Raw genomic sequence first — 25,731 nt, 5'->3', positions numbered from 1 at the left:
CCCAAGGAATAACGATGAAATCCAATTACTTCGTCACCGGCGCGACCGGCGCTATCGGCAGCATGCTGGTACCGCTATTGCTGGAAGAACCGCAAAACCGAATTTGGTTGTTAATCCGCGCGAAATCACCCGAGCACCTCCGGCAACGACTAGAGGAACTGATTGAATTCTGGGAACTGGATACCACTCGAGCCGACGACGCGCGCCGACGGATTAGCCTACTACAAGGGGACACCGATGAGCCGCGCTTTGCCCTATCCGAGCAAGCCTATGGAGAAATCGTTAATTCATGCACGCACATTATCCATAGCGCCGGCGTGGTACGGATGAATCTGCCGCTGGACACGGCTCGCAAACACGCATTGAGCGCCGTCAAAAACATTGTCGAACTGGCTCACGCCTGCCAAGCGGCGGGAGTATTGCAGAAGGTAGAATATGTCAGCACTATTGGGGTAGCAGGCAAGATGCCCGGCTTAATACCGGAAACATGGATTACCGAAACGAGAGCATTTCATAACACATACGAGCAATCCAAGGCTGAAGCAGAAGATTACTTAAGAGAAAAGATGCTCGAACTCAATTTACCTGTAACTGTACACCGTCCGAGTATGGTTGTCGGACACTCCGAAACAGGTAAGATTATTCACTTCCAAATTTTTTATTATATTTGTGACTTTCTGTCAGGGCGCCTTACATTTGGACTATTACCGCACCTCGGCAACGCAAAGCTGGATATAATACCCGTTGATTATGTTGCAAAATGTATAAAAACCAGCTCGCAAAGACTAGATTTCGTTGGAAAAATATTTCATCTTTGCTCCGGACCCGATCAAGCATTAAAATTAGTCGATATAATAAAAATATTACAATGCATATCAAAGGAGCATGTTTCAGATATACCGAAAGTTATATCTATTCCACTATGGGCTTTCAATATATTAACCAAAGCTACTAAACATTTTATCCCGAAGAGCACCCGCCGAAAAACAAAGTCATTTCCTTTTTTTTTAGCATATTTAGAGGCTCGGACCAGCTTTGACAACCAATTATCAGTGCAGACTCTACCGATCCAGCCACCTTTAACCCACACATATTTTCAAACAGTAATTACACGATATTGGACTCGCCAGCGATTTAAATAACAAGTGGTTTTTTGCGCAATGCTCAAGTATATACAACCTGTCTTTCGAAGGATTATGATTTATTAAACCTTTTGATTTTGCTAACGACTACATTGCTGAATGAGCCAAGAATCACAATCCGTAACGACCCGGAGCCATAATATTACTCGGATCCACTGCTTTCTTTACAACTTGCAAGAAAGAAGGTACTGCATTTTTTTCGCTTGGCAAAGACATAGACTGAATGCCCAGCCTATAAGGTATAAATCCTGATGCTATACCGGTATCCAACAACTCGTGATAACACGCATGAGCACGAGCAACCTCTTCTGAATTTTGCCTATCAAACAAAATTGGTATCGTGCTATCCCAACAGCGATCGGAAATACTCGTTAGCGTAATTAATGGCTCCATCTGATATTTAATACAAATTTTTGTAACCATTTCAATAAAAGCCCTGGTCAATTTAGGCTTCATTGGAAGAAGTGGGGAGTACCATATTAGCCCACAACCGTCAGCATCCGGATTCATAGGTGCACCGTCAGTTGGTATCGTCCCTGATCGCCAATACGCAAGTGGCAAGGCTATTTCACTGGGCTCTCCGGCGAATATCTGCATACTCTTGTTTAGAGAGTCCAAAATCTTTACAAGATGCATTTCACGAATCACTGGCAGCGCTCGTGCTACACCATATAACAATCTGACCTTTTCCGGCGTAAAGAACACAAGGCGCTTAGCTACTGGCCGTAATATTCTGCGGATTTCGCCCTTAACCGCTTTCACGACTTTTTTGTTACCGTAGATCGCACCAACTCCCGTCCATTCCATGATCTGGTTGCGCTTCATCAGCTTTTTCAAAATATCGTCCGGAATCATTCCGTCATCACCGACTCGATCTTTCGGATATGGCTCCGACATCGATAACATACGATGTTTGTTCATCAAATTTATCGATCCCGTCACCGCACCGACTTCTCTAAGAACCTGCCGCACTTTTTCTACGGCCAACTCCAAATCGTCAGACTTTTTTACGCCAAAGAAGAAAGCCTCGACTCGTTCTGGCTTAGGCGCCAAGGCTATCGTCATTTTCGTCACAATTCCAAAATTGCCTTGAGAGAACAAACCGTCACAGTAAGGCCCCATCCCATACTTGAAAGCCTTATCTATCTCATCTCCTCCCAATCCCTCCATCATGGAACGATAAATTTCACCGTTCGGCAGAACAGCTTCCAAACTCATCACCGCGCCAAAATGATCAGCATAAGGCGTTATACCGTAACCGCGCTCCAAAGCGTTGCCAACCAAACTGCAATCGGGGCCAGCTCCATGCACGGGAACCAAATACATATATTTCTTTTCTTTGAGATACATATCTAGTTGGCGCTGAGTGACTCCTGGCTCAACTGTCAGTAAACCAGTCTCCGAATCAAACTCCAACGACTTCATCTTTGACAAATCAACAAGAACGCATCCGTCCTGAGCAGGGCTCGCGGAGCCGTAACCCCAATTATGACCAGTACTTATAGGATATAGAGGAATTTGATGTTTATTGGCGATGAGGACAGCCGCCTCTACTGCCGCCCTAGACTTAGGAATAAGCGTTCCAAAGATCCGACGGTCAATAGCCAAAGTCGAAGTTATCAGCGACTGAGGAAAAATGACAGAATCTTCGGCCAACTCGGGATGACGTTTCCAGTCCGCAATAGCATTTTCAAGGTTCGAATTTTTCATCGGCTTCTCCTGTGTGGTTATCAGAAGGATAGCCTATTAGGTAGGTCACACCAACCGGTAAAAATCCAACACGCTTCAAACCGATCTTCCAACGATATTCAGGCGCATTCAAAGTAGCCACAATTTCTTGAAGTTCAGCAACTGAGTAGGTCCTAAGGCACGAGACTACTCCATCAAACAAGACCACAAAGGGAACAACAGGAATCAGATAGGTAAAAATCAGTCTTGACCAGCGAAAAGGCCTAATCCAAGGTGTCAATACCCAAACCAAAAGAGGGGTGAACAACATATATACAATCAACAATATATGTCTCTGAGTACTCTCAAAAACAGCGATTCCCTCACGACGGTCAACAGCGTTCTGCAGAATTGAACGAGCCAAATCCGGCGTAAAATGATGAAAGCTCGAAAACAATGTGCGAAAACCTTGTAGATCAACAGAAACGTTAGCGGCGTCTATCGAGTCAGCACAAACCTCAAAATCGTTCGGATAGCGAGCCTTTGCACTTCTGAAGGCCTCCACGTTAGGGTATAAGTCCGTTAACGTAACGCTCATATCTAGCCCGCCATTCGCGAACTTCATCTTATCAATAATAGCGAGCCATGTTACTCCACCCGCGCAAAGATCAATCACTCGACTAGGTCTACCTTCTCTTGTAATGGCTTCCCACAACAGCGATACAATGGGATCATATAAATTGAATATTCGGACAATGTATTGAAGAAAGTCGGTAACGCTGTCCCGAATAGATCCCGGACACCAGCTTTGGTCTTCTATTTCAAATAAATGGATACGCTTCATCGTTATGAAAAACCATAAAAAGCAAAATGCCCTCGCAAGGAGGGCATTCTAGTCCAAATGAACGTAAAATCTAGAAAATCAAGCTGCGAATTTGCGGCGAGAAAATTTGCTAAAACCCATCATCCCCAAACCCAACAACGCTAAGGACGATGGCTCTGGAACTGTACGAGTGTCACCAGTCAACTCGGCTGTACCGGTAGTAAAGTTGTCCCCATTTTTAAACTGAGAGCTGGAGGTGTAAAACAAATCCGAAACCCCACCATTGGTATTGGTTTGATTGTCAGTGTCGAAATAACTTGCCGCCGCACCACCGATAACAGAGAAGTAAGCATCGACTGACCCAAACAAATTGCTGCCTGCCACGATAGTATTCAGCGTCAATGTATCGATTTTCAGCTTAAGGAACGGTTCCGAATAAGTAGTATCAACCGCATCTACTGTCTCTGGCAATGTATTACCGTAATTCAAAGCGGCATCGGAATAGATGTTAACCCAAGCGCTGCTCAAATCAAGGTTGAAAACCGGAACCGCAGGATTGGTTAAATCAACGCTATTCACTACAATGCCACCAAAACCATAGGTTAACTGAACATTGGTAGCGAAGTCAGCTGGATTAGTATCTGGGCTAGGATCGCCAACAACTGAGTTAATACCGTTGAACTCGGCGAATATGCCAGTACCCGTCAAGCTGCTTCCGGCCAGAGCTCCGAGGTTAACCAGATCGATGGTAAGCCTTGGCGAAAACGTGTTTTCTGCCGAAGCGGTTTGAAACCACTGAGTGTAGGTGGTTTTGCCAACGAAATCATCAGCTGGCTGACCAGGATTGCCGTTGACGGCATTCGGATCCCAATTAATATTCTGCACCGTGACTGCACTAGCCGCACTAGCGCCAAATACGGACAAAGCACCCACAAAAATTGCTGAAGTGAGTTTAGTGTTCATGCTTACCTCCAAAGTTAAGATATAAAGAGAAACTCGAATCTGTTAAAGCACTCAGCGTGCCAAAATCTCAACACACTGAAACCATTGATATTTTTATTCGAAGGCCAACACCATCCCATTCGACCTGTAAAAAAAACTGACAACATTCTCAAAAAAGCTGAAGCGCCCCGGATTTCTGGGAGGTTCCCGCCTTTTCGTGAATGGAGCAATGAAAGAGAAAACGTCAAACCATTATTCGTCAGAAATCCGACAGCGAGCGATTCGCATGGTGCGAGTACATCAAGGCGAATATCCGTCGAAATGGGCGGCGATTCAGTCGATTTCAGCGAAGTTTCGCCGTACGGCTGAAACGTTACGCCGCTGGCTGAGGCAAACCCGAAAAACGAATGACGCGCAAATGAAGCCACTAGTAGCTATTCGGATCGGATCAAGGCGTTGGAGCTGAGAGTGCGCGAATGACGCCCAGCCAACGAGATTTTGTACGCAGTCTCCGGGTTTTTGATGCGGTCATTTTTTCTCCTTTAGGGAATGGCAGTTTCCTACCTACTAATAGCCGTTTACACAAAAACGCTTACACCATCGGCATTATGTGGACTAAGCGACTGGCGCTTTTCATTCCTGGCTGACTTCTCGAACCAGCCAAACGGACAGCCGCCCACTTCACCATGAAAGTCATTGGGCAAAATTCGGATACACCTGTGTTGAAACGAGGTCGACCGCCACCAAAACCGCCACGCCCATCTTTCTCATTATCCAGGATAACAAATCACTTCATGTTCGTTAGCTTGCCTGCTTACCAAAGCGCTCCGCCAAAAAATCCAAGAACACTCGAGTCTTGGTCGGCATTAACTTTCGGCCGGGGAATACCGCCCAGACATCGACACCGGGAAGCTGCCAGTCCGCTAGCAAACGCACCAGTTCACCAGTATGCAAACTCAATTCACCGTAGACTTTTGGCGCCGCGACAATACCGCGACCCAGACGAGCCAGTTTAACCAATAACTCCGGCGAATTGGCGGTGACCGCCGCGGGCGGCAGGCCGGTCCAAAGTTCTTCACCGCGCCGCAACCGCCAGGGCGCGATTTCTTGATTGGCCGCTACCAGATGCAACGCGGTATGCTCCGCCAATTGCCGGGGATGATCCGGCGTGCCGGCGCTCGCCAAATAGTGTGGCGCCGCGTACAAACCGAATTCGAACCGGTCCAGGCGCTTAGCCGCCAACATCGCGTCGTCGGCCAATTCGCCAACCCGAATCGCCAAGTCGTAGCCTTCCCCAACCAAATCCACCCGTCGCGGCGATAGATCCAGGGCCAACATCACATCGGGATAGCGTTCCCCGAATTCGGCCAACAGCGGCGCCAAAGCCAAACTGGCGAAATCGCCGGGAACGGATAAACGCAACCGGCCGGACGGCGTCACTTGCCGATGCGCCGCCCAGGCCGCCGCCGCGTTGGTTTCCTCACCGATTTGCCGACCATGTTCCCGCAAACGTTCGCCTAGCTCGGTCAGGGTCAACTTACGCGTCGTGCGTTGCAACAAACGCTCGCCCAGACGCTGCTCCAGCAACGCGATGCGCCTAGACAACGACGACTTGGGCAATCCCGCCGCTTCGGCGGCCCTGGAAAAGCTGCCGCAATCGGCCACCTTGGCGAATAGCCACAAATCGTTCGGCTCGATGCCGGGATATTGTTGCTCTAGTGGAATAATGTTATCCATTTTCACGTCTTATCGTTTTGATTATCCCGAATTATAGTAGCCCCATCCACTGACATTTGGGAGACCAACGATGAACCTTCTGCAAATCAACACCAGCATTCGCGGCGAACAAAGCCACTCCAGCCATTTGGCGACACTATTGACTGAAAAGCTACAAGCCGCCTACCCTGATTCCGAGTTGATTAAACGCGACTTGGCGCAATCCGCTCCACCGCTGTTGGACGGCGCGGCCCTCGGCGTGTTGTTCACGCCGGCCGAACAGCGCGACGCCGAACAGCAGGCCTTGGCGGAACGTTTCGACGCCTTGATAGACGAAATCCAACAAGCCGACCGTATCGTGCTGGGCGTTCCGATGTACAACTTCGGGATTCCCGCCCAGCTCAAAGCCTGGTTCGATGCCATTGCCCGCGCCGACCTGACGTTTCGTTACACCGAGTCCGGCCCGGAAGGCTTGTTGCGCGGCAAAAAGGTTTATTTAACCTTAACTTATGGCGGACAACACAGCGACACTCCCTTGGATACGATGACGCCCTACCTGCAAACGATGCTGGGCTTTTTGGGCATGACCGATCTGACTTTCATCCATGCCGAAGGTCTGGCAAGAAGCGGCGATGTCGCCGAACTGGCCTTGCGGCAAGCCGAGCTGGAAATTGCCGCGCTGGAAATATGACCGGCGACCCCCCATCCTGCGGCGAGTTCCAAATCCGTCACCCCCTCGAGGATTTGCCCTGTCGATGATTGAACCGACCGGCATGTTCCCTTCGACTCCGCTCAGGGAACGCTTAGGCTCCGCTCGGGGAACGCCCCGCTCTGCTCAGGGAAACGCCACGCTTGGATCAAGGGAACGCCCCGCTGGGACCAGGAACCGTGCCGATGCCGCTCGGTCCCCGCGCGACGCCGAAGGGACCTTAAACACGCCCAATTAAAATGAGATCAACCGATGAGCCCAACATCCGCTTCCACCGTAAATCACTCCCGGACTATCGAACAATTAGTCACCGGGCTTAACACAACCGACGGCGCCGGCGTCCAACTGACGCGGCTGATACCGCCAAGTTTACAAAAACGGCTGGACCCGTTTCTATTGCTGGACGCCTTTGGCAGCAACAACCCCGGCGATTATGTCGCCGGCTTCCCCAGCCACCCGCATCGCGGCTTCGAGACCCTGACCTATTTGCTGGCCGGCCGCATGCGGCATAGCGACAATGCCGGTCACGCCGGGTTATTGGAAACCGGCGGGATACAGTGGATGACCGCCGGACGCGGGATTATCCATTCGGAAATGCCGGAGCAGAAAGACGGTTTGTTGGCAGGCTTTCAACTGTGGATCAATCTGCCGGCCGCGCACAAAATGCAGCCCCCCAGCTACCTCGACGTGCAAAGCCCGGCGATACCGGAACTCGAGCTACCGAACGGCGGCCTGCTCCGCGTGATTGCCGGCGACAGTCATGGCGTGGCGGGCGCGATACAACGGCCGGTCACCGAACCGTTGTTTCTGGATCTGCACTTGCCGGCCGGCGACGCATTCAGCCAAGCGCTGCCGCCCGACCGCAATGCCTTTATCTATGTTTACCGGGGCGAGCTGACGGTCGGCGGGCGCAAGCTCGCGGCTCGGCAATTGGCGGTGTTAAATAATCGGTCGGAAAGCGACGGCGTGGTGATGATCGCCGAACAGGACAGCCAAGCCATACTGATCGCCGGCCGGCCGCTGCGCGAACCGATCGTTCAGCGCGGCCCGTTCGTGATGAACAGCGAGGCCGAAATTCTGCAAGCGATAGACGACTACCAAAACGGCCGCTTGTAAACCGGGGACCGGTCCCCACCGGAACTCGGCCGCGACGTCTTCAGTAAACCGACCGCGCCGTAAGCCCAAACCTTCGCGCCAAACGCACGCGCGAAAGAAACGACACGGCGAGTGCATTCCGCCTGTGTCCTGCAACGCAAAGCCTCACGCCAGCTCATTCCGCCCGGCAGCAACAGCCGGGCGGGCTTAACGGCGCATTCGATGCGTCTGCCACGACTTCGCCACGGCCCAAATCCGCGCGACGAACGACTGATAAAAGCGACATTCCAAATCCCTCCCACCACCCGATCACGCCGATTCCCTCGAGAAATCAAGCGGCTCCGCTTAATCATCCTGTCATTTTGCGCTGCCTATAATCCCGGCCTCCTCTACCCAGCCCTGGAATTAAGCATGCGTAAATTAAGCAGATTTACCCGTATCGCCGGCCAATCGGCGCTGCTTGCGGCCATTGCCGCTTTAACAAACCCGGCTTGCGCGGTGGACGCCCCGCAAATGCCGCAAGGCATCCAATTCGGCGATCCGGTGCCGGGCAGAACCGTGGTGTGGAGCCGTGCCGACCGTCCGGCGCGCATGTTCGTGCAATATGCGTTCGATGCCGACTTCACCAATCCGGTGACGATTCGCGGCCCCTACGCAACGCCGGAATCCGATTTCACCGCCCGCCAGGATTTGGTCGATCTGCCGGCCGGCCAAGACGTTTACGTCAAGGTCTGGTTCGAAGACTTGACCAACGCCCGCAATGCCAGCGCGGCGGTGACTGGGCATTTCCACACGATAGGCAAACGCGACAACATCCGTTTTGTCTGGGGCGGCGACATCGCCGGCCAGGGCTGGGGCATCAACGAAAGCTTCGGCGGCATGAAAATCTACGAAGCAATGCGCCAAGTCCATCCGCAGTTTTTCATCGAAAGCGGCGACAGCGTGTATTCCGACGGCCCGATCAAGGACAGCGTGATCGCCGAGAACGGCCAAGTCTGGACCAATCTGGTCACGCCGGAAGTCTCCAAAGTGGCCGAAACGCTGGACGAGTTTCGCGGCCGTTACAAATACAATCTGCTGGACGCCAATCTGCGCCGCTTTAACGCCGAAGTACCGCAAATCTGGCAATGGGACGACCACGAAGTGGTCAACAACTGGTCGGATGCCAAGGACCTGAGCAACGACGCGCGCTATACCATCAAGGATATTCCGACCCTGATCGCCCACGCCACCCAAGCCTTCCACGAATACGCGCCGCTACGCCCTCACGGCGCGGAGGAATCCGACCGGGTTTACCGGAAATTGTCTTACGGCAAGTTGCTGGAGGTGTTCGTCTTAGACATGCGCAGCTACCGTGGTCCAAACACCGCCAATCTGCAAACCTCCGAAAGCGAAGAAACCGCATTCCTGGGCGAGGAACAACTGGCTCGTCTGGAAGAAGCCTTGGCCAGCTCCGACGCCACCTGGAAAATCATTTCGGCCGACATGCCGATCGGCTTGAACATCGGCGACGGTAGCTTGCCGGACGGCACGCCGCGCTGGGAAGCGGTCGCCAACGGCAACAATGGCCCGGCCGCCGGCCGCGAGCTGGAAATCGCCCGCTTGCTGAGCTTTATCAAACACGCGCACGTCAAAAACGTAGTGTGGCTGACCGCCGACGTGCATTACGCCGCCGCGCACTATTACGACCCAAGCAAGGCCGCCAGCAAAGATTTCGCGCCGTTCTGGGAATTCGTCGCCGGCCCGCTGAACGCCGGTTCGTTCGGCCCGAACGGCACCGACGGCACCTTCGGCCCGCAAGTGGTATTCAGCAAGGCGCCACCGGCCGGCCAAGTCAACTTGTCCCCGTACGCTGGCTTGCAGTTCTTCGGTCAAGTCGATATCGACCAACGCAGCCGAGCCCTGCGGGTGGCGTTGAAAGACATCAACGGCGCGACGGTGTTCAGCAAAGTACTGCCCGCCGACGGCGAACGCCGCGATTAATTTCCTAGGAAGCTCACCTTTCCTTAATTAAGGAGCCAACATGTTTAAAATGCTTTACAACCTGCCGGCGGCGGCCGTTTCCCTGGCTATATTGACTGGGCCCGGCACCGCCGCCGCCCATTCCTATCACCGAGATCACGGCACCATGCAAACCAGCCCCCTCGTCATCGGCCATCGCGGTGCCGCCGGTTACCGGCCGGAGCACACATTGGCGGGCTATACGCTGGCAATCGAGATGGGCGTCGATTTCATCGAGCCCGATTTGGTGTTGACCAAGGACGGCCAGATGATCGCCCGCCACGAGCCGATGATAGGCGGCACCACCGACGTGGCCAATCACCCGGAATTCGCCGGCCGCAAAACCAAGCGGATGGTGGATGGTGTCGAATACGAAGACTGGTTTGCCAGCGACTTTACGTTGGCCGAGATCAAAACCCTGCGCGCCAGGGAACGTTTACCGCAAACGCGGCCGGCCAACACCTCCTACGACGGCCTGTATGAAATTCCGACACTGGAAGAAGTCATCGCGCTGGCCAAGCAAAAAAGCCGGGAAACCGGCCGGACCATCGGCATTTATCCGGAAATCAAGCATTCCACCTATCACGCCGACTTGAAAGCCGCCAACCGCCGGCCGCTGTTCGGCCGGAATTTCTTCGAAAACAAGTTGTTGGCCAAATTGCACGCCGCCTACGGCGACAGCGCCTGCGCACCGGTGTTCATCCAATCCTTCGAAGTCGGCAATCTGCAATATCTGAGCAGGAAAACCGACATTCGCTTGGTGCAGTTGATCGACGCCGACGATGTCAATGCCGATGGTTCGCTGTCGCTGGTTCCGCCTTACAAACAGCCTTACGATTTCGTCAAAGCCGGCGACCCGCGCACTTTTGCGGATTTGTTAAGCGAAACCGGCCTGGATTTCGTTAAGTCCTATGCCGACGCAATCGGCCCATGGAAACCTTATCTGGTGAAAACGGTGGCCGATGGCGTGGACCGTACCGGCGACGGTAGCATAGACCTTCACGACCGCCGAGTGGACGGCAGTACCGGCGTACTGGAAATGGCGCACGACAAGGGTTTGCAGGTGCATAGCTGGACCTTCCGCAACGACTCCGGCGGTTACGGTTTCGCGGACCCGCAACAGGAAATGAGCTACTACTACGATTTAGGCTTGGATGGCTTGTTCACCGACTTCCCGGACACCGGCGTGGCCGCTCGCGATGCCTCGGCGAACGCCGACTCGACCTTTAGTCAATGCCGCCGCGGCCGGCATCGCGAGGATTGATTCGGCTTGACCACGGTTTCGCCAAGCCGGCGGTGATTGATATTCACGGAAAGATACTTACGGAAACGCCGGACGCGCAAACCCGGTTTGCGCGTCCGGCGGACTGGCATGGGCGTTTGTTCGAGCATATCGGCGCGCCCGAAAGCCTAACGGACCAAGCACCGCCCCCATTTCACGAAGCCGCGGCATAGTCATCTCGATAAACCGGCAACGCGTGGCCGGTTTATCGACTTCGGTCGTTATAGGTCTTATTAGCGAGGTTGACTGTAGGAAACCGAACCGATCTGGCGTAGCGGCCTGCGTAAATAGCCATAGGCGGCGAATTCATCGTTCAGCTCGGAGTAGCGCAGAAAATCGCGCTGGTAATCGTGTTGCCATATCGGGTTTTTCAGGATATGCGCCACGCTCAATCGATACGCGGTACGCACGCCGTTCAGTCCGCAAGGTTCGGCGATCTGAGTCATTTCAAAGCCTTCGCGCTTGACCGAATGCGCCAACGACGGCGTGACCAGGATGTACCAGTCTCTGATTCCGGTTTGCCAGCAATACACGACGGCCGCCCGATATAAACCCCACATCACGCTGCGGCTCAAGTTTTTATAATCTTGCAGGAAACTGACACGCCGATCGACTTCGCCGTTGGCCAACACCTTGGCCGGCCGCCTGTGCAAGTTTAAGCGCCGCGCTTCCCGCAGCACGCACAGCCTGGAAATTTCCACCGAGTTGCGGTATTGATTCACCGACAGAGGCTGGTAGGGGGTGCAGCGATCCTCGAGCGGAAACCGATAGCCTCTCGGCTTGACCAACCGCATGGCTCCCAGCCAACAGCCGCTATCGCGATGGCGGACCAAAAAATGGACGGCGTTTTCATCCCAATAATCCTTCTCCAATCTATCGGGAAACCGCTCCTTGTCTTCGTAGCCCATTTCATCGCAATACACCCGAAACCGGAGGTTGTAATGGATTTCCAGACTCTCGGGCGTATCAGCCAGAAACACATCAAAACTATTGTCAAAATAACGTTTTTCTTCAATCAAGCGACACCATCCCGACGACTATAGATCCCTTGCTGCCCAGACTGTTTGTCAAATAGCAGCCCCGAGCTTAGATAATATAACAATTTTAAGCATTTACAAACCGCAATTGCCCTTTTGTTCAAGCAAAAAACCGGCTAAGCTTGCCCAAAAAAAATTCCAGAATATTTGGTCACCGATTCGAAAATAAGCCTTTTTTGAAAGCGATTATTCTGATTAAATAATCCAGTCAAAACCTTACACCACCTACTTGGAGCAAAGTAAGAACTTGAGTACCGTGCCGCGCCTAAACCTAGCCCTCGCCTCAATCGCCTGCCTGCTGCTGCACGGTTCGCCGGCCGCCGCCCGTTACGCGGCCATTGTCATCGATGCCGATACGGGCAGAGTCGTTCACGAAACCGACTCCACGCATCGCTGGTATCCTGCCTCGCTAACCAAGGTCATGACGATTTACATGACGTTCTCGGCGATAGAATCCGGTCGCCTGCACCTGAACGACACGGTCACGGTATCCCGACACGCTTCGCTGCAACCCAGCTCCAAGTTGGGCTTGCGCCAAGGCCAAAACCTGACCGTCGAGCAGGCCGTCATGGCGGTAACGACCCGCTCGGCCAACGACGCGGCGGTGGTGCTGGCAGAGCATCTGGGCGGTACAGAAAGCAATTTCGCGGCGATGATGACCCAAACGGCGCATCGGCTGGGCATGTATAACAGTTCGTTTCAGAACGCCAGCGGCCTGCCTGACGACGGCCAGATCAGCAGCGCTCGCGATTTAGCCTTGTTGTCCGCCGCATTGATCCGCGATTTTCCGCAGTATTACCGTTTTTTCTCGGCGACCGAATTTCGCTACAAAGGCCGGGTTCTGCCGAATACCAACCGCATTCTGAAAAGCTATCCGGATGCCGACGGCCTGAAGACCGGTTTTACTTGCGGCTCAGGGTACAACCTGATCGCCTCGGCCAAACGCAACGGCCATCGCTTGATCGGCGTGTTGTTGGGGGCGCACAGTAGTGCCGAACGCTTTCAACAAATGGAAAACCTGCTGGACCTGGGCTTTACCAACAGTGCCAGCGGCTTGTACGGCAGCCACATCAGCCAATTGCAAGACGGCAGCGGCGCGCCGCCGCCGTTCCAGTTGTCTTCCAATCGTTGCGCCGGTAGCGCCGAGCAGATGGGCGCCGACTCCGGCAGCAACCGTTACGAGCCGATTCGGATCAATCCCGGCCATTCGGAACGCAGCAAGGCCGTTAAGGAAATCCGCGCGGCCAGCGTCAAAAGCCATTCCAGCGAGCGCGCCTGGTCGGTCGCGATGGGCAATTTCGCGCGCAAGATCGACGCCGACGTCAATCTGAAACGCGCCAGAAGCGCGCTCGGCCCGCTAGCCAAAGCCGGCCAAGCTCGTATCGTCCGCCAAAAATTCAAGGGCGGCGTGTTTTGGAAAACCGTTTGGACCGGGCTGGCGCAAGACGACAGCCGCGATTTCTGCCGGCGACTGCATTCTAAAAATCTGGATTGCACGGCATTGCCGCCATCCGCCAAATCGGTCGCTAGCGCCGAAACGCCGCGTCGGCGCGTCAAGGCCGGCTAAACGGCGGGAAGCACAAGCCCGGCCGGATGCCGGCCGGTTCAATAATGCGGCGGACGCTCGTCCGCCTGCGCTCCGCCGCCATCGTTAATGGCATGTCCCAGGCTTTTGATCTTGTCGTGCAATAACTTGCAAGTTTCTTCCAGTTTGCCGATCTGGATTTGTTGACCGGCCACCACCTGATTCAATGCCTGTATCAGGTCTTCCTGATACGCCTGCTTGATCTCCAATTCGATGATTCTATCCACGTTCATGACCTGTACCGACCAAGAGTAAATCGCCATTCTAACCGAATTCGCCGGCGACTCGGCTCGCACAGTCTCGGCAAACTCGCTATCATTGGGCGGGTCAACCACTTAGCGAGGACGCAACGATGACTACTATCGCAGACCCGGTGATCGGCCGTTGGTATAAAGACTTGGAAAGCAACCTCACCTTCAAGGTCGTCGCCATCGAAGGCAACGACGACAACATCGAAGTCCAATACGCCAATGGCGATCTGGGCGAATACGACAACGAAAGTTGGTACAACTCGACGATAGACTATATCGAAGACCCCGAAGATTGGAGCGCGCCGTTCGACGATCTGGAAGCCGACGATCTCGGCTATACCGATCCCGATCGCCACGCCCGCCCGGACTCGGAAGATTTGGATATCAGCGATTTTTTGGATTAAGCAATCACCTTTTATGAAAATGACCGCCCAACAATTCTTGGACTGGGAATCCAAGAGCATCACGCTGCTGGCCATGTCCGGCGCGGGCAAGACTACCTTGTCCAACAAACTGCCCAAGGACAAATGGTTCCACTATTCCGGGGATTACCGGATCGGCACCAAGTACTTGGAAGAACCCATCCTGGACAACATCAAACAGCAGGCGATGGGCGTGCCGTTTTTGCGCGAGCTGCTTAAATCGGACTCGATCTACATCTGCAACAATATTACCGTCGATAATCTGGCGCCGGTATCGAGTTTCCTGGGCAAAATCGGCGATCCGGCCAAGGGCGGCCTGACGCTGGCCGAATTCAAGCGCCGGCAGGCACTACACCATCAGGCCGAAATCGCGGCGATGAACGACGTGCCGGATTTCATTCATAAGGCCGAAGCGATTTACGGCTACAAACATTTTTTGAACGACGCAGGCGGTAGCGTCTGCGAACTCGATTGCCCTGAGGTTCTCGAAACGCTGGCCGAGCACACGCTGATCGTTTACATCCAGATTCCGCCAGCGCTGGAGCAAACCATCATCGACCGGGCCAAGCAAGATCCGAAACCGCTCTACTACCGCCCCGAATTCGTCGATGCCAAGCTGGCGCGATTCATGAGCGAACGCGGTTACGCCTCGACCGACCAAATTCCGCCGGATGACTTCGTCACTTGGGTATTTCCGGAGCTGTTCAAGGCCCGCGTGCCGCGCTACGAAGCGATTGCCGCCCAATACGGCTACACGGTCAGCGCCGACGAAACGGCCCGGATTCAAAGCGAGCAAGATTTCATCGAATTGATCGCCGCGGCCATCGACCGCCAGAGCGCATGAGGCCTCTACCACAATGCCGCTAGTTGCCCATACCGATTTGCCGACCTTCGGCCGTCTGCGCGACGAAGGCGAAGAAATCCTCAGTCCGGCGCGCGCGCTAGGCCAATCCATCCGCGAATTGCATATCGGCCTGCTCAACATCATGCCCGATGCCGCGCTGGAAGCCACCGAACGCCAGTTTTTCCGGCTGGTCGGCGCTTGTAATCAGATTGCCCAATTTCACGTTCATCCATTCACGATCGCTGGCCTGGAACGCGGCCCTGAAGCGCTGGCTCATATCGAGCGCTATTACGAATCCTTCGAGCAAATCAAACGCGACGGCCTGGATGCATTGATCATCAGCGGCGCCACTGTCACCCATGACCGTGTGCAAGACGAAGTGTTTTGGGGGCCGTTGACTGAAATTTTCGCGTGGGCCAACCAAAATGTTACGTCAATATTGTGTTCTTGTCAGGCGACCCACGCACTGATTCAGCATTGCTACGGCGTGGAACGCACCCGCTTACCGGCCAAACGCTGGGGCGTGTTCTCGCATAAGGTCGTCGACCGCCGCCATCCGTTGGTGGCCGAAATCAATACCCGCTTCGACGTACCGCACTCGCGCTACAACGAAGTCTTTCAAGCGGACATGGCAAAACACGGATTGAAAGTGTTGGTGGCCAGCGATCAGGCGGGCGTACATCTGGCGGTCAGTCCGGACGGCTTCCGTATCGTATTCTTCCAAGGCCATCCGGAATACGACGACATCAGCCTGCTGAAGGAATACAAGCGCGAGGTACTGCGGTTTTACCGAGCCGAGCGCGACGATTACCCGCCGTTCCCGGAAAACTACTTCGATCCGGCGACGCAACGCCTACTGTCCGAGTACGAAGCGGAGGTCAAGGCCGCCCGGCACGGCGCCAGACCGCTAAAAGCCCTGCCCGAGGAGGAGATACTCGGCCATTTGGACATTACTTGGCGCGACTCCGCCAAGGCGGTGTTCAACAATTGGCTGGGCAAGGTTTACCAAATCACCAACGAAGACCGGCGTTTGCCGTTCATGACCGGCATCGACCCGGACAACCCGTTGGGCCTCTAATGGACGCCGGCTTTTTACAGCAAGCGGTGGATTTGGCCACCGCCAATGTCGAACAAGGCGGCGGACCGTTCGGCGCGCTGATCGTCCGGGACGGCCGAGTCATCGCCGCCAGCGGCAATCGGGTGACCGCCGACCTGGACCCGAGCGCTCACGCCGAAGTCGCGGCGATCCGTCTGGCCTGTCGGGCGCTCGGCGACTTTCAGCTGCCCGACTGCACGCTCTACACCAGTTGCGAACCCTGCCCGATGTGCTTGGGCGCGATTTATTGGGCGCGGCTAAAGGCGGTGTATTACGCCTGCGACCGCCACGACGCGGCCCAAGCCGGTTTCGACGACGGCTTTATCTACGACGAAATCGGCAAGGCCGCCAAGCACCGCCGAATCGCAATGCGCCGACTGCCGCTGGCGGAACCGGATCTGCCGTTCCGCCGTTGGCAGGCCAAAACCGACAAAATCCGCTATTGAGCGGCCGGCGCCACCGCCGTTTTCGCGGGCGCCTCGGCCCCCTTGATTTTCAGCAGCCAACCATCCTGACCCAGGCAACCGCTAGCGATGGTCTTGCTTTCGGCGGCTTTCGCGGTGACGTGTATCCTGGCAAACCCGCCGCTCAGCACCGGTAAAGTCGTATTGACCAGATAGAAGGTCTTTTTATTGACAACATCCACTTTCATTTTCTCGCCACGCGCCTCGGCGGTGATCGTAAACGGGTCGGCGTTGGGCGAAACGTGAAACGACAACGGCACGCCCGGCGCTACTTCCGCCATGTGCGCGGGCGCGAAGTCCCGAAATTTGGGTTTTTTACATTGCTGTTTTTCTTCTTCGTCGGGCGTTACCGCCGCTACCGCGCCCGAAAAGAACACCGCGCACAGCAAGGCCGCGCGTTTCCAGCCTGATGAACCTCTCATGTTGATCCCCTTGTTGTTATTCTAATGATCGAAAGCCGTCCCGGCCGCCGCTCTACGGCAGCGTTATCGGCACCACCTATCCGGCCGCCTCACTTTAATCAGTTTCGCCCGATAGTTCAACGCTTGGCCGGCCGGCGAGCCCCAGCAAACTTCTCCCCATCGCAATCCAGAACATGTAAAATCCTCGGCTTTCCCCGTTCCGTTGATTGAAAACATGACGAGTTTCGAAGGTACCACCATATTGTCCGTGCGGCGCGGCGACAAAGTCGTGATCGGCGGCGACGGCCAGGTCACGCTGGGCAACACCGTGATGAAGGCCAACGCCCGCAAGGTGCGCCGGCTTTACCACGACAAGGTGATAGGCGGTTTTGCCGGTGCCACCGCCGACGCCTTTACCCTGTTCGAACATTTCGAAGGCAAACTGGAAAAACACCGCGGCAATCTGACCCGCGCCGCCGTCGAAATGGCTAAGGATTGGCGCACCGATCGGGCGCTGCGCAAGTTGGAAGCCCTGCTGATCATCGCCGACAGCAAGACCACCCTGGTCATTTCCGGCACCGGTGACGTGATCGAGCCGGAATACGATTTCATCGCGATCGGCTCCGGCGGCGCGTTCGCGCAAAGCGCGGCCCGCGCCTTGTACGAAAACACCGAACTCGGCGCCCGCGACATTGTCGAGAAGTCATTGCACATCGCCGCCGACATCTGTATCTACACCAACCACAATTTACGCATCGAAGAATTGGACGCCGAAGCCAAACCGGCGGAGCAAGAACAACCATGAGTCAAATGACCCCAAGAGAAATCGTCAGCGAACTGGACAAGCACATCGTCGGCCAGGCCGACGCCAAGCGCTCGGTCGCTATCGCGCTACGCAACCGCTGGCGCCGCGGCCAGGTAGATGCCGGCATGCGCGAGGAAATCACTCCGAAGAACATTCTGATGATAGGCCCCACTGGCGTCGGCAAGACCGAAATCGCCCGCCGCCTAGCCCGCTTGGCCAACGCCCCCTTCATTAAAATAGAAGCCACCAAGTTTACCGAGGTCGGTTACGTCGGCCGCGACGTGGAATCCATCATCCGCGATCTGGTGGACACCGCCGTCAAAATGACTCGCGTCGCGGCAATGGAAAAAGTGCAAAACCGCGCCGCCGACGCCGCCGAAGACAAGGTGCTGGACATTCTGCTGCCGCGCGCCGAGGGCGGCATGCTGTCGGAAACCGAGGAATCCACCCGCCAGAAAATGCGTAAAAAACTGCGCGAAGGCGATCTCGACGACAAGGAAATTCAAGTCGATGTCGCGGCGCCGTCGGTGGGTGTCGAGATCATGGCGCCGCCGGGCATGGAAGAAATGACCAATCAGTTACAGGGCATGTTTCAAAACCTGAACAGCGGCCGCACCAAGACCCGCAAATTGAAAATCAAGGACGCGCTGAAACTGCTACAGGAAGAAGAAGCCGGCAAACTGGTCAACGAGGAAGACATCAAGCAAACGGCGCTACAAGCCGTCGAGCAAAACGGCATCGTGTTTCTGGACGAGATCGACAAGATTTGCAAACGGGGCGAAATCGGCGGCGGCGAAGTCTCTCGCGAAGGCGTGCAGCGCGACTTGTTGCCGCTGGTCGAAGGCAGCACGGTCAGCACCAAATACGGCATGATCAAGACCGACCACGTGCTGTTCATCGCATCCGGAGCCTTTCATTTGACCAAACCGTCAGACCTGATTCCAGAGTTGCAAGGCCGTTTTCCGATCCGGGTCGAACTGAGCGCGCTTAGCGCCGAAGACTTCGTCCGCATCCTGACCGAGCCCAACGCCTCGCTGACCGAGCAATATCAGGCGCTACTCAAAACCGAAGGCGTGGACGTGCAATTTACCGCCGACGGCATCCGCCGCATCGCCGAACTGGGCTGGCAGGTCAACGAAAAAACCGAGAACATCGGCGCCCGCCGCTTGCACACGATCTTGGAGAAGTTGCTGGAGGACGTGTCCTTCAACGCCCCGGACCTGTTGGAGAAAACCGTGACCATCGACGCCGCCTACGTCAACGCCCATTTGCTGGAACTGGCCGACGACGAAGACCTCAGCCGCTATATCTTATAAGCCATGCGTATCGAAATTCCGCCCCGCCACCACGTCCCGACCGAAATCAAGCTGCACCAGGTGTCGGGTATACTGGAAATCCATTTCGACGACGGCAGCATCTTCGAAATGCCGGCCGAATACCTGCGCGTCTACACCCAGTCGGCCGAAGCGGTCGGTCACGGCCCCGGCCAGGAAACCCTGCAAACAGGCAAGGAGGACGTTGCCATCACCGACATCCTGCCGGTCGGCAATTACGCGGTCAAACTGGTATTCAGCGACGGCCACGATACCGGCATTTACAGTTGGGACTTGTTGTACAAACTGGGTTCGGACTTTCCGCTGCTCTGGTCGCAATATCTAGAAGAACTCCAAGCCGCCGGCATTAGCCGCCGCTCGCCCATTACTCATTAAACGCCACCATGACTAACGACAACACTACCCATTTCGGCTTCAAACAAGTACCGGTCTCGGAAAAAGTCGCGATGGTGCGCGGCGTGTTCGATTCGGTCGCCAACAACTACGATCTGATGAACGATCTGATGTCGTTCGGCATTCACCGGATCTGGAAGCGGGTCGCGGTACAACTGGCCAATGTGCGCGAAGGCGATAAAATACTGGATCTGGCCGGCGGCACCGGCGATTTGACGATGCTGTACGAGAAACGGGTCGGCGCCAAGGGCCAAGTGGTATTGGCCGACATCAACGCCGAGATGCTGCGCAACGGTCGCGAACGCCTGGTCAACAAAGGTCTGGCCGGCAATATCCGTTACGCCCAGGTCAACGCCGAATGCCTGCCGTTCGCCGACAATACCTTCGATTGCGTGACGATAGGTTTCGGCTTGCGCAACGTCACCGACAAGGACGCCGCGCTGCGTTCGATGTACCGAGTCTTGAAACCTGGCGGCCGGGTCATCGTACTGGAATTTTCCCATCCGACCGATCCGATTACCGAAAAGGTTTACGACTTTTATTCGTTCAATCTGCTGCCCAAAATCGGCGCGGTCGTCGCCAAGGACGAGGAAAGCTACCGCTATCTGGCCGAATCCATCCGGATGCACCCGAAGCAGGACGAACTAAAACAAATGATGGAAAACGCCGGTCTGGAGCGCTGCGAATATTTCAATATGACCCAGGGTATCGTCGCGGTGCACCGGGGCTACAAGTTTTAAGCGCCGCGGCTTCCATCGCCCCCGGATGGTAGCGCGCGATTGTCCGCAACAGCTCCGATCGACGAACGGCTAATGGCTAATGGCGAACGATTTTCTGCAAGTCAAACCCCTACTGGTAGCCGCGCTGGAAACCGCGTTGAACCAGTATCTGGTGCTGGACGACCACCTCGAAGACTATCTGGCGCCGATGGCCGGCAAGGTCATCGCGTTGCGCATTCAGCCCTTCGGCGCCGAACTGTTCCTGTGTCCCGGCACCCGGCGCATCCAGATTCTGGAGAGTTACGCCGGCGAACCCGATGCCAGTTTGAGCGGCTCGCTGGCCGCTCTGGGCCTGATGGGCTTGAGCGCCACGCCGATGCGCTCGCTGTTTCGCGGCGACGTCACACTGGCCGGCGATACCCAACTGGCCCGCAAGCTGCAGCGCTTGTTCGAAAAACTGGACATCGCCTGGGAAGCCAAGTTGGCCCGCTACGCCGGCGCCGACCTGGCCCACCGCCTGGCCGACTGGGTGCGCGGCGGCCGCGCCTGGTCGCGGCATGGCCTGACCACGTTTAAACTCAATCTGGAGGAATTTCTCCAGGAAGAAACCCGCGAACTGCCCGCCAAACCGGAAGCCGAGCAAGTCTTTCAACGGATAGACGAACTCCGGCAGGATGCCGATAGACTGACCGCTCGCCTCGACCGGCTGGCCGCCGCCCTCACTCCACCCACCGAACCCCGTTAAAAGGACTGCTTGTGATTCGTCCCAAAACCTTGATGCGCCTGATTCATATCAATTGGGTGATGATGTTCCACGGTCTGGACGAAATCGTGTTGAAAACCCGCTTGTTCCGGGCGATTCGCTTTCTGGCCTATTGCTCGCCCAACTACTGGCTGGGCCGCACCACGCTGCCGCGCGGCGTCCGCATCCGCAAAACCCTGGAAGACCTGGGGCCGATCTACGTCAAATTCGGCCAAACCCTGTCCACCCGCAAAGACTTGCTGCCGGAAGACATCGCCGAGGAGCTGGTCAAGCTCCAGGATAAGGTGCCGCCCTTTCCGGCCGAAACGGCCCGGAAAATCATCGAGCAGCAACTCGGCCAAACCCTGGGCGAAGCCTTCGCCGAATTCAATCCGACGCCGCTGGCCTCGGCCTCGGTCGCCCAAGTGCATACCGCGCAATTGCACAGCGGCGAGCAAGTCATCGTCAAGGTGTTGCGCCCGGACATCGCCGGCAAGATTCATTCGGACGTCGCGCTGCTATTCGAATTCGCCAAACTGGCCGAGCGCTTCTGGCCGGATGCCCGCCGCCTGCGCGCCGTCGAAATCGTCGCCGAGTTCGAGAAAACCATACTCGACGAACTGGACCTGGTCCGCGAAGCCGCCAACGCCAGCGCGATCCGCAGCAATTTCAAAAACTCCGAGTTGCTCTACATTCCGGAAATCCACTGGCCGCTGACCCGCCGCAAAGTGCTGGTGATGGAACGCATCTACGGTATTCCGGTCGGCGACATCGACGCCTTGCGCGAAGGCCAAGCCGATTTCAAGAAACTGGCGGAACGGGGCGTGGAAATATTCTTTACCCAAGTATTCCGCGACAACTTCTTCCACGCCGACATGCACCCCGGCAATATTTTCGTGCAACTGCCGGACAAATACCTGGCGGTCGATTTCGGCATCGTCGGCAGCCTGTCGGATTCCGATCAGCGTTATCTGGCCGAGAATTTCCTGGCCTTTTTCAACCACGATTACCGGCGGGTCGCGCAAATGCACATCGAGTCGGGCTGGGTGCCGAGCACGACTCGGGTCGAGGAATTCGAGGCAGCCATCCGCGCCGTCTGCGAACCCATCTTCGAAAAACCGCTGAAAGACATTTCCTTCGGCCTGTTATTGCTCAGACTGTTCCAGACCGCCCGCCGCTTCGATATGGTGGTTCAACCGCAATTGGTGCTGCTGCAAAAAACCTTGCTGAACATCGAAGGCCTGGGCCGGCAGCTCTACCCCGAGCTGGACCTGTGGCAAACCGCCAAACCCTTCCTGGAGAATTGGTTCAAGGAACGGATGGGACCCGCCGCCAAGCTCAAGGAACTGCTGGGCAAACTCCCGGAAATCACCGAGCAACTGCCGGAAATCCCGGCCCTGGTGTTGCACGCATTGCAGAGCACCGCCCAGATGCAGCAACAAATCCAGCACCACCAGCGCGAAATGGTCTTGCTGCGCAAACAGCTCAAATCCAACAACCGCCGTTCGCTCTGGGCCATTTTGACCGCCGCCGCGATGATCAGCGCCGCGCTGATCCTCCAATTGCCCGGTCTCAACTACTGACCGCAATCCGCGCCCGACACCGCGTAACTCCCACTGAAGAAGGGTGTCGTAAAAGCCCCTCTCCTTGCGGGGTTGGGGTGAGGGGAAATATCAAGGTAAGGCATTGATTTTATCCCCCCTCACCCTGCCCTCTCCCGCGAGGAGAGGGTTCTGTTTCGACTTTTACGACACCCTCTGAAGTGGAAGCTGGATTTTTTATTCACCGAGTAAGTGAGTGTGTTTTGGGCTATTCGTGTTGAGCAAAGTCGAAACATGGACGGCCCAAAACATGTGACAACGGATCTTTTTGAGATACCCCAGTTTGCGGCAAGCATCCGCTCGCCAGTGTCACGAATCGGTCATAAAACCGGCTTATGCTCGCGGTCCAATCTTCAATCAATTTTCGCTCGCGCAATGCCCTACTCGACCGCCGTTAACGGCCGCTTCTTTCAATTTGCGAATCTGCGCGTGTTGATGGCAAAGGCATCGCCACGCCGAGCAGCCGACGAACTGGCCGGATTGGCCGCCGATTCCGAGATCGAACGGGCCGCCGCCCAGCGTTGTCTGGCCGAGGTCCCGCTGCAACGCTTCTTAGAAGAGCCTCTGATCGACCCGGAATACGACGAAGTATCACGCCTGATCCTGGATCGCCACGACCAGCGCGCATTTGCGCCGGTCGCCGGTTTGTCGGTCGGCGAATTCCGCGATTGGCTGCTGACCGGTCAAACCGACTTGACAGCGCTGGCGCCCGGATTGACGCCGGAAATGGTCGCCGCGGTCAGCAAAATCATGCGCAATCAGGATCTGATTGCGGTCGCCCGCCGCTGCCGGGTGGTCAGCCGATTTCGTAATACCTTGGGACTGCCGGGGCGGCTATCCACCCGGCTGCAGCCGAACCACCCCACCGACGACACGCGCGGCATCGCCGCCAGCATTCTCGACGGCTTGCTGTACGGCAGCGGCGACGCGGTGATCGGCATCAACCCGGCCACCGACAGCCTGGACAATGTCCGCGCCTTGCTCGAGATGCTCGACGGCATCATCCAGCGTTACGCGATCCCGACCCAGGCCTGCGTGTTGGCCCACGTCACCACCACAATGGAGCTAATGCGGCGCGGCGCGCCGGTCGATCTGGTGTTTCAATCGATCGCCGGCACCGAGGCCGCCAACCGCAGCTTCGGCGTGGATTTAGCTCTGTTGCGCGAAGCCAAGGCGATGGCCGACGAGCAACGGCGCGGCAGCGTCGGCCATCAAGTGATGTACTTCGAGACCGGCCAGGGCAGCGCATTGTCCGCCGGCGCCCACCACGGTGTCGATGCGCAAACCTGCGAAGCCCGCGCCTACGCGGTCGCCCGCGAGTTCGATCCGCTGCTGGTCAATTCGGTGGTCGGCTTCATCGGCCCGGAATACCTGTACGACGGCAAGCAGATTATCCGCGCCGGTCTGGAAGACCATTTCTGCGGCAAACTGCTCGGCCTGCCGATGGGATGCGACATTTGCTACACCAATCATGCCGAGGCGGACCAAGACGACATGGATACCTTGCTGACCTTGCTCGGCGTCGCCGGCTGCCATTTCGTGATGGGCGTACCCGGCGCCGACGATGTGATGCTAGCCTACCAAAGCACCTCGTTCCACGACGCGCTGTATCTGCGCGAAGCGCTGGGCCTGCGGCCCGCGCCGGAATTCGAAGCCTGGCTGAAAAACCAGGGCATCTTCGACAACAACCGCCTGACCGACCGCCGCGACGCGTCCCGGCTACTCGGCCAATTTCGCGGCGAACTGACCGCATGAGCGATCCCTGGCAGGAACTGCGCCGCTACACCCAAGCTCGCATCGCGCTGGGCCGGGCCGGCTGCGCGCTGCCAACTTCGGCGCAACTGGAATTCAACGCCGCTCACGCCGAGGCTCGGGACGCGGTGCATCGACCGTGGGCGGTTCGCGCCTGTGCCGATGCGGTCGCCAATGCCGGCTGGCCGGTTTTGGTACTGAACACGCCGATTGCCGATCGCGCTCAATATTTGCGCCGACCGGACTTGGGCCGGCGCTTGACCGAGAATAGCCGCGCCCAACTGACGGCGCTGAACCCGACCGTCTCCGACATCGCGCTGATCGTCAGCAACGGTCTGTCTTCGACTGCGGTCGAACGCCACGGCTTCGGCTTATTGCAAGCGGTGACGGCCGCTTACCGCGCTTGCGGCCTGACCCTGGGTCCGATTTGTCTAGTGCCGGAAGCCCGCGTCGCCGTCGCCGACGAAATCGGCGAACTGCTGCAAGCCAAACTCGCCGTCATCATCGTCGGCGAACGCCCCGGTTTAAGCGCCGCCGATAGCTTGGGCATTTACCTGACCCACGCGCCGCGCCTCGGCAATACCGACGCCGACCGCAACTGTCTGTCCAACATCCGCCCGCCGCAGGGCCTGGCTTACGAAGCCGCCGCGATCAAACTGGCTTATCTGAGCGCGCAAGCGCTACGGCGCGGACTTTCCGGCGTGGCCTTGAAAGACGACATGCCGAGCGACTGGTTGCCGGCCAGCAAGAACGCCAACAGCTTGGACTGGTTTTAAGTGTATGGAGCCGACAGATCCGCTTGGTTTGAATTCGATGCAACCTAGAAAAATACCGGCTATTTGCATTCTAAGCTTGCAAATTAGAACCTACCTAATTTTTAAATATCGCCGTAGTAAGCAAAACTTTG

Annotated in this window: 25 protein-coding genes and 1 pseudogene; 19 read left to right on the top strand and 7 right to left on the bottom strand. The window is 56.2% G+C overall.

Going from position 1 to position 25,731, the window contains the following annotated elements; genetic code table 11:
• Window positions 1-14 precede the first annotated feature (14 nt).
• Window positions 15-1,142: an SDR family oxidoreductase gene (locus tag BJL95_RS00365; RefSeq protein ID WP_071154830.1), complete on the top strand. Its 1,128-nt coding sequence runs from the start codon at window positions 15-17 to the stop codon at window positions 1,140-1,142.
• A gap of 111 nt (window positions 1,143-1,253) precedes the next feature.
• Here the strand turns inward: BJL95_RS00365 and BJL95_RS00360 are convergent, their stop codons facing one another.
• The 3 genes from BJL95_RS00360 to BJL95_RS00350 form a co-directional block, all read right to left on the bottom strand.
• Window positions 1,254-2,852 (bottom strand): FAD-binding oxidoreductase, encoded by a 1,599-nt coding sequence (locus tag BJL95_RS00360; protein ID WP_071154829.1) that lies wholly within the window; start codon window positions 2,850-2,852, stop codon window positions 1,254-1,256.
• Window positions 2,833-3,654 (bottom strand): hypothetical protein, encoded by an 822-nt coding sequence (locus BJL95_RS00355; RefSeq protein ID WP_071154828.1) that lies wholly within the window; start codon window positions 3,652-3,654, stop codon window positions 2,833-2,835. Before BJL95_RS00355 ends, BJL95_RS00360 begins: the two co-directional genes overlap by 20 nt.
• Window positions 3,655-3,732: 78 nt before the next feature.
• A complete protein-coding gene (locus BJL95_RS00350) occupies window positions 3,733-4,596 on the bottom strand; it encodes a PEP-CTERM sorting domain-containing protein (RefSeq protein ID WP_071154827.1) in 864 nt (287 codons plus the stop codon).
• A 208-nt stretch (window positions 4,597-4,804) separates the two neighbouring features.
• Between BJL95_RS00350 and BJL95_RS25575 the strand changes: the two are divergent.
• Window positions 4,805-4,927, top strand: a pseudogene (locus BJL95_RS25575) (IS3 family transposase); the annotation flags it as partial.
• 449 nt (window positions 4,928-5,376) lie between these two features.
• Here BJL95_RS25575 and BJL95_RS00345 read toward each other — a convergent pair.
• Window positions 5,377-6,312: a LysR family transcriptional regulator gene (locus BJL95_RS00345; RefSeq protein WP_071154826.1), complete on the bottom strand. Its 936-nt coding sequence runs from the start codon at window positions 6,310-6,312 to the stop codon at window positions 5,377-5,379.
• A 70-nt stretch (window positions 6,313-6,382) separates the two neighbouring features.
• Between BJL95_RS00345 and BJL95_RS00340 the strand changes: the two genes are divergently transcribed.
• The 4 genes from BJL95_RS00340 (at window position 6,383) to BJL95_RS00325 (ending at window position 11,360) form a co-directional block, all read left to right on the top strand.
• Window positions 6,383-6,982: an FMN-dependent NADH-azoreductase gene (locus BJL95_RS00340; protein ID WP_064024225.1), complete on the top strand. Its 600-nt coding sequence runs from the start codon at window positions 6,383-6,385 to the stop codon at window positions 6,980-6,982.
• Window positions 6,983-7,252: 270 nt separating this feature from the next.
• Window positions 7,253-8,116, top strand: a complete 864-nt coding sequence (locus BJL95_RS00335) for a pirin family protein (RefSeq protein WP_071154825.1) — start codon at window positions 7,253-7,255, stop codon at window positions 8,114-8,116.
• A gap of 390 nt (window positions 8,117-8,506) precedes the next feature.
• A complete protein-coding gene (locus BJL95_RS00330) occupies window positions 8,507-10,078 on the top strand; it encodes an alkaline phosphatase (RefSeq protein WP_071154824.1) in 1,572 nt (523 codons plus the stop codon).
• 40 nt (window positions 10,079-10,118) lie between these two features.
• Window positions 10,119-11,360, top strand: a complete 1,242-nt coding sequence (locus BJL95_RS00325; protein ID WP_254786648.1) for a glycerophosphodiester phosphodiesterase — start codon at window positions 10,119-10,121, stop codon at window positions 11,358-11,360.
• Window positions 11,361-11,611: 251 nt separating this feature from the next.
• On the opposite strand, the gene BJL95_RS00315 is transcribed toward BJL95_RS00325, so the two are convergent.
• Window positions 11,612-12,397, bottom strand: coding sequence for a PEP-CTERM/exosortase system-associated acyltransferase (locus BJL95_RS00315; protein WP_071154822.1), 786 nt, complete (start codon window positions 12,395-12,397; stop codon window positions 11,612-11,614).
• 274 nt (window positions 12,398-12,671) lie between these two features.
• Between BJL95_RS00315 and BJL95_RS00310 the strand changes: the two genes are divergently transcribed.
• Window positions 12,672-13,982 (top strand): D-alanyl-D-alanine carboxypeptidase family protein, encoded by a 1,311-nt coding sequence (locus tag BJL95_RS00310; RefSeq protein WP_254786654.1) that lies wholly within the window; start codon window positions 12,672-12,674, stop codon window positions 13,980-13,982.
• A 38-nt stretch (window positions 13,983-14,020) separates the two neighbouring features.
• Here BJL95_RS00310 and BJL95_RS00305 read toward each other — a convergent pair whose 3' ends face one another.
• On the bottom strand, window positions 14,021-14,233 hold the full coding sequence (locus BJL95_RS00305; RefSeq protein WP_071154821.1) for a SlyX family protein: 213 nt from the start codon (window positions 14,231-14,233) through the stop codon (window positions 14,021-14,023).
• 119 nt (window positions 14,234-14,352) lie between these two features.
• Here BJL95_RS00305 and BJL95_RS00300 point away from each other — a divergent pair, with 119 nt between their 5' ends.
• The 4 genes from BJL95_RS00300 to BJL95_RS00285 are packed head-to-tail and all read left to right on the top strand — an operon-like array spanning window position 14,353 to window position 17,059.
• Window positions 14,353-14,655: a DUF6763 family protein gene (locus tag BJL95_RS00300; RefSeq protein WP_064024235.1), complete on the top strand. Its 303-nt coding sequence runs from the start codon at window positions 14,353-14,355 to the stop codon at window positions 14,653-14,655.
• A 13-nt stretch (window positions 14,656-14,668) separates the two neighbouring features.
• On the top strand, window positions 14,669-15,517 hold the full coding sequence (locus tag BJL95_RS00295) for a hypothetical protein (RefSeq protein ID WP_064024237.1): 849 nt from the start codon (window positions 14,669-14,671) through the stop codon (window positions 15,515-15,517).
• 13 nt (window positions 15,518-15,530) lie between these two features.
• On the top strand, window positions 15,531-16,595 hold the full coding sequence (locus tag BJL95_RS00290; RefSeq protein WP_071154820.1) for a homoserine O-succinyltransferase: 1,065 nt from the start codon (window positions 15,531-15,533) through the stop codon (window positions 16,593-16,595).
• Complete coding sequence (locus BJL95_RS00285) at window positions 16,595-17,059, top strand: nucleoside deaminase (RefSeq protein ID WP_071154819.1); 465 nt, start codon at window positions 16,595-16,597, stop codon at window positions 17,057-17,059. The genes BJL95_RS00290 and BJL95_RS00285 overlap by 1 nt, the downstream gene beginning before the upstream one ends.
• Here BJL95_RS00285 and BJL95_RS00280 read toward each other — a convergent pair.
• Window positions 17,053-17,499 (bottom strand): hypothetical protein, encoded by a 447-nt coding sequence (locus BJL95_RS00280; RefSeq protein ID WP_071154818.1) that lies wholly within the window; start codon window positions 17,497-17,499, stop codon window positions 17,053-17,055. The two genes, BJL95_RS00285 and BJL95_RS00280, sit on opposite strands and share 7 nt — an antisense overlap.
• 214 nt (window positions 17,500-17,713) lie before the next feature.
• Between BJL95_RS00280 and hslV the strand changes: the two genes are divergently transcribed.
• The 8 genes from hslV to eutC all read left to right on the top strand — a co-directional run bounded on the left by hslV (window position 17,714) and on the right by eutC (window position 25,600).
• On the top strand, window positions 17,714-18,283 hold the full coding sequence (gene hslV / locus BJL95_RS00275) for an ATP-dependent protease subunit HslV (RefSeq protein WP_071154817.1): 570 nt from the start codon (window positions 17,714-17,716) through the stop codon (window positions 18,281-18,283).
• Complete coding sequence (hslU, locus tag BJL95_RS00270; RefSeq protein ID WP_071154816.1) at window positions 18,280-19,599, top strand: ATP-dependent protease ATPase subunit HslU; 1,320 nt, start codon at window positions 18,280-18,282, stop codon at window positions 19,597-19,599. The genes hslV and hslU overlap by 4 nt, the downstream gene beginning before the upstream one ends.
• Window positions 19,600-19,602: 3 nt before the next feature.
• Complete coding sequence (locus tag BJL95_RS00265) at window positions 19,603-19,992, top strand: gamma-butyrobetaine hydroxylase-like domain-containing protein (protein ID WP_071154815.1); 390 nt, start codon at window positions 19,603-19,605, stop codon at window positions 19,990-19,992.
• A gap of 8 nt (window positions 19,993-20,000) precedes the next feature.
• A complete protein-coding gene (ubiE, locus tag BJL95_RS00260) occupies window positions 20,001-20,750 on the top strand; it encodes a bifunctional demethylmenaquinone methyltransferase/2-methoxy-6-polyprenyl-1,4-benzoquinol methylase UbiE (protein WP_064024253.1) in 750 nt (249 codons plus the stop codon).
• Between the two features lie 79 nt (window positions 20,751-20,829).
• Window positions 20,830-21,474 carry an SCP2 domain-containing protein gene (locus BJL95_RS00255; protein ID WP_071154814.1) on the top strand — a complete coding sequence of 215 codons (645 nt, stop codon included), beginning with the start codon at window positions 20,830-20,832 and terminating at the stop codon, window positions 21,472-21,474.
• Between the two features lie 11 nt (window positions 21,475-21,485).
• On the top strand, window positions 21,486-23,054 hold the full coding sequence (ubiB, locus tag BJL95_RS00250; protein WP_071154813.1) for a ubiquinone biosynthesis regulatory protein kinase UbiB: 1,569 nt from the start codon (window positions 21,486-21,488) through the stop codon (window positions 23,052-23,054).
• 393 nt (window positions 23,055-23,447) lie between these two features.
• Complete coding sequence (locus BJL95_RS00245; RefSeq protein ID WP_071154812.1) at window positions 23,448-24,827, top strand: ethanolamine ammonia-lyase subunit EutB; 1,380 nt, start codon at window positions 23,448-23,450, stop codon at window positions 24,825-24,827.
• Complete coding sequence (gene eutC, locus BJL95_RS00240) at window positions 24,824-25,600, top strand: ethanolamine ammonia-lyase subunit EutC (protein WP_071154811.1); 777 nt, start codon at window positions 24,824-24,826, stop codon at window positions 25,598-25,600. Before BJL95_RS00245 ends, eutC begins: the two co-directional genes overlap by 4 nt.
• Window positions 25,601-25,731: the final 131 nt, after the last annotated feature.

It is taken from the genome of Methylomonas sp. LWB (genome assembly GCF_001856095.1).
GTDB classification, from domain to species: domain Bacteria; phylum Pseudomonadota; class Gammaproteobacteria; order Methylococcales; family Methylomonadaceae; genus Methylomonas; species Methylomonas koyamae_A.
This window is presented reverse-complemented; position numbering and strand designations above follow the sequence as displayed.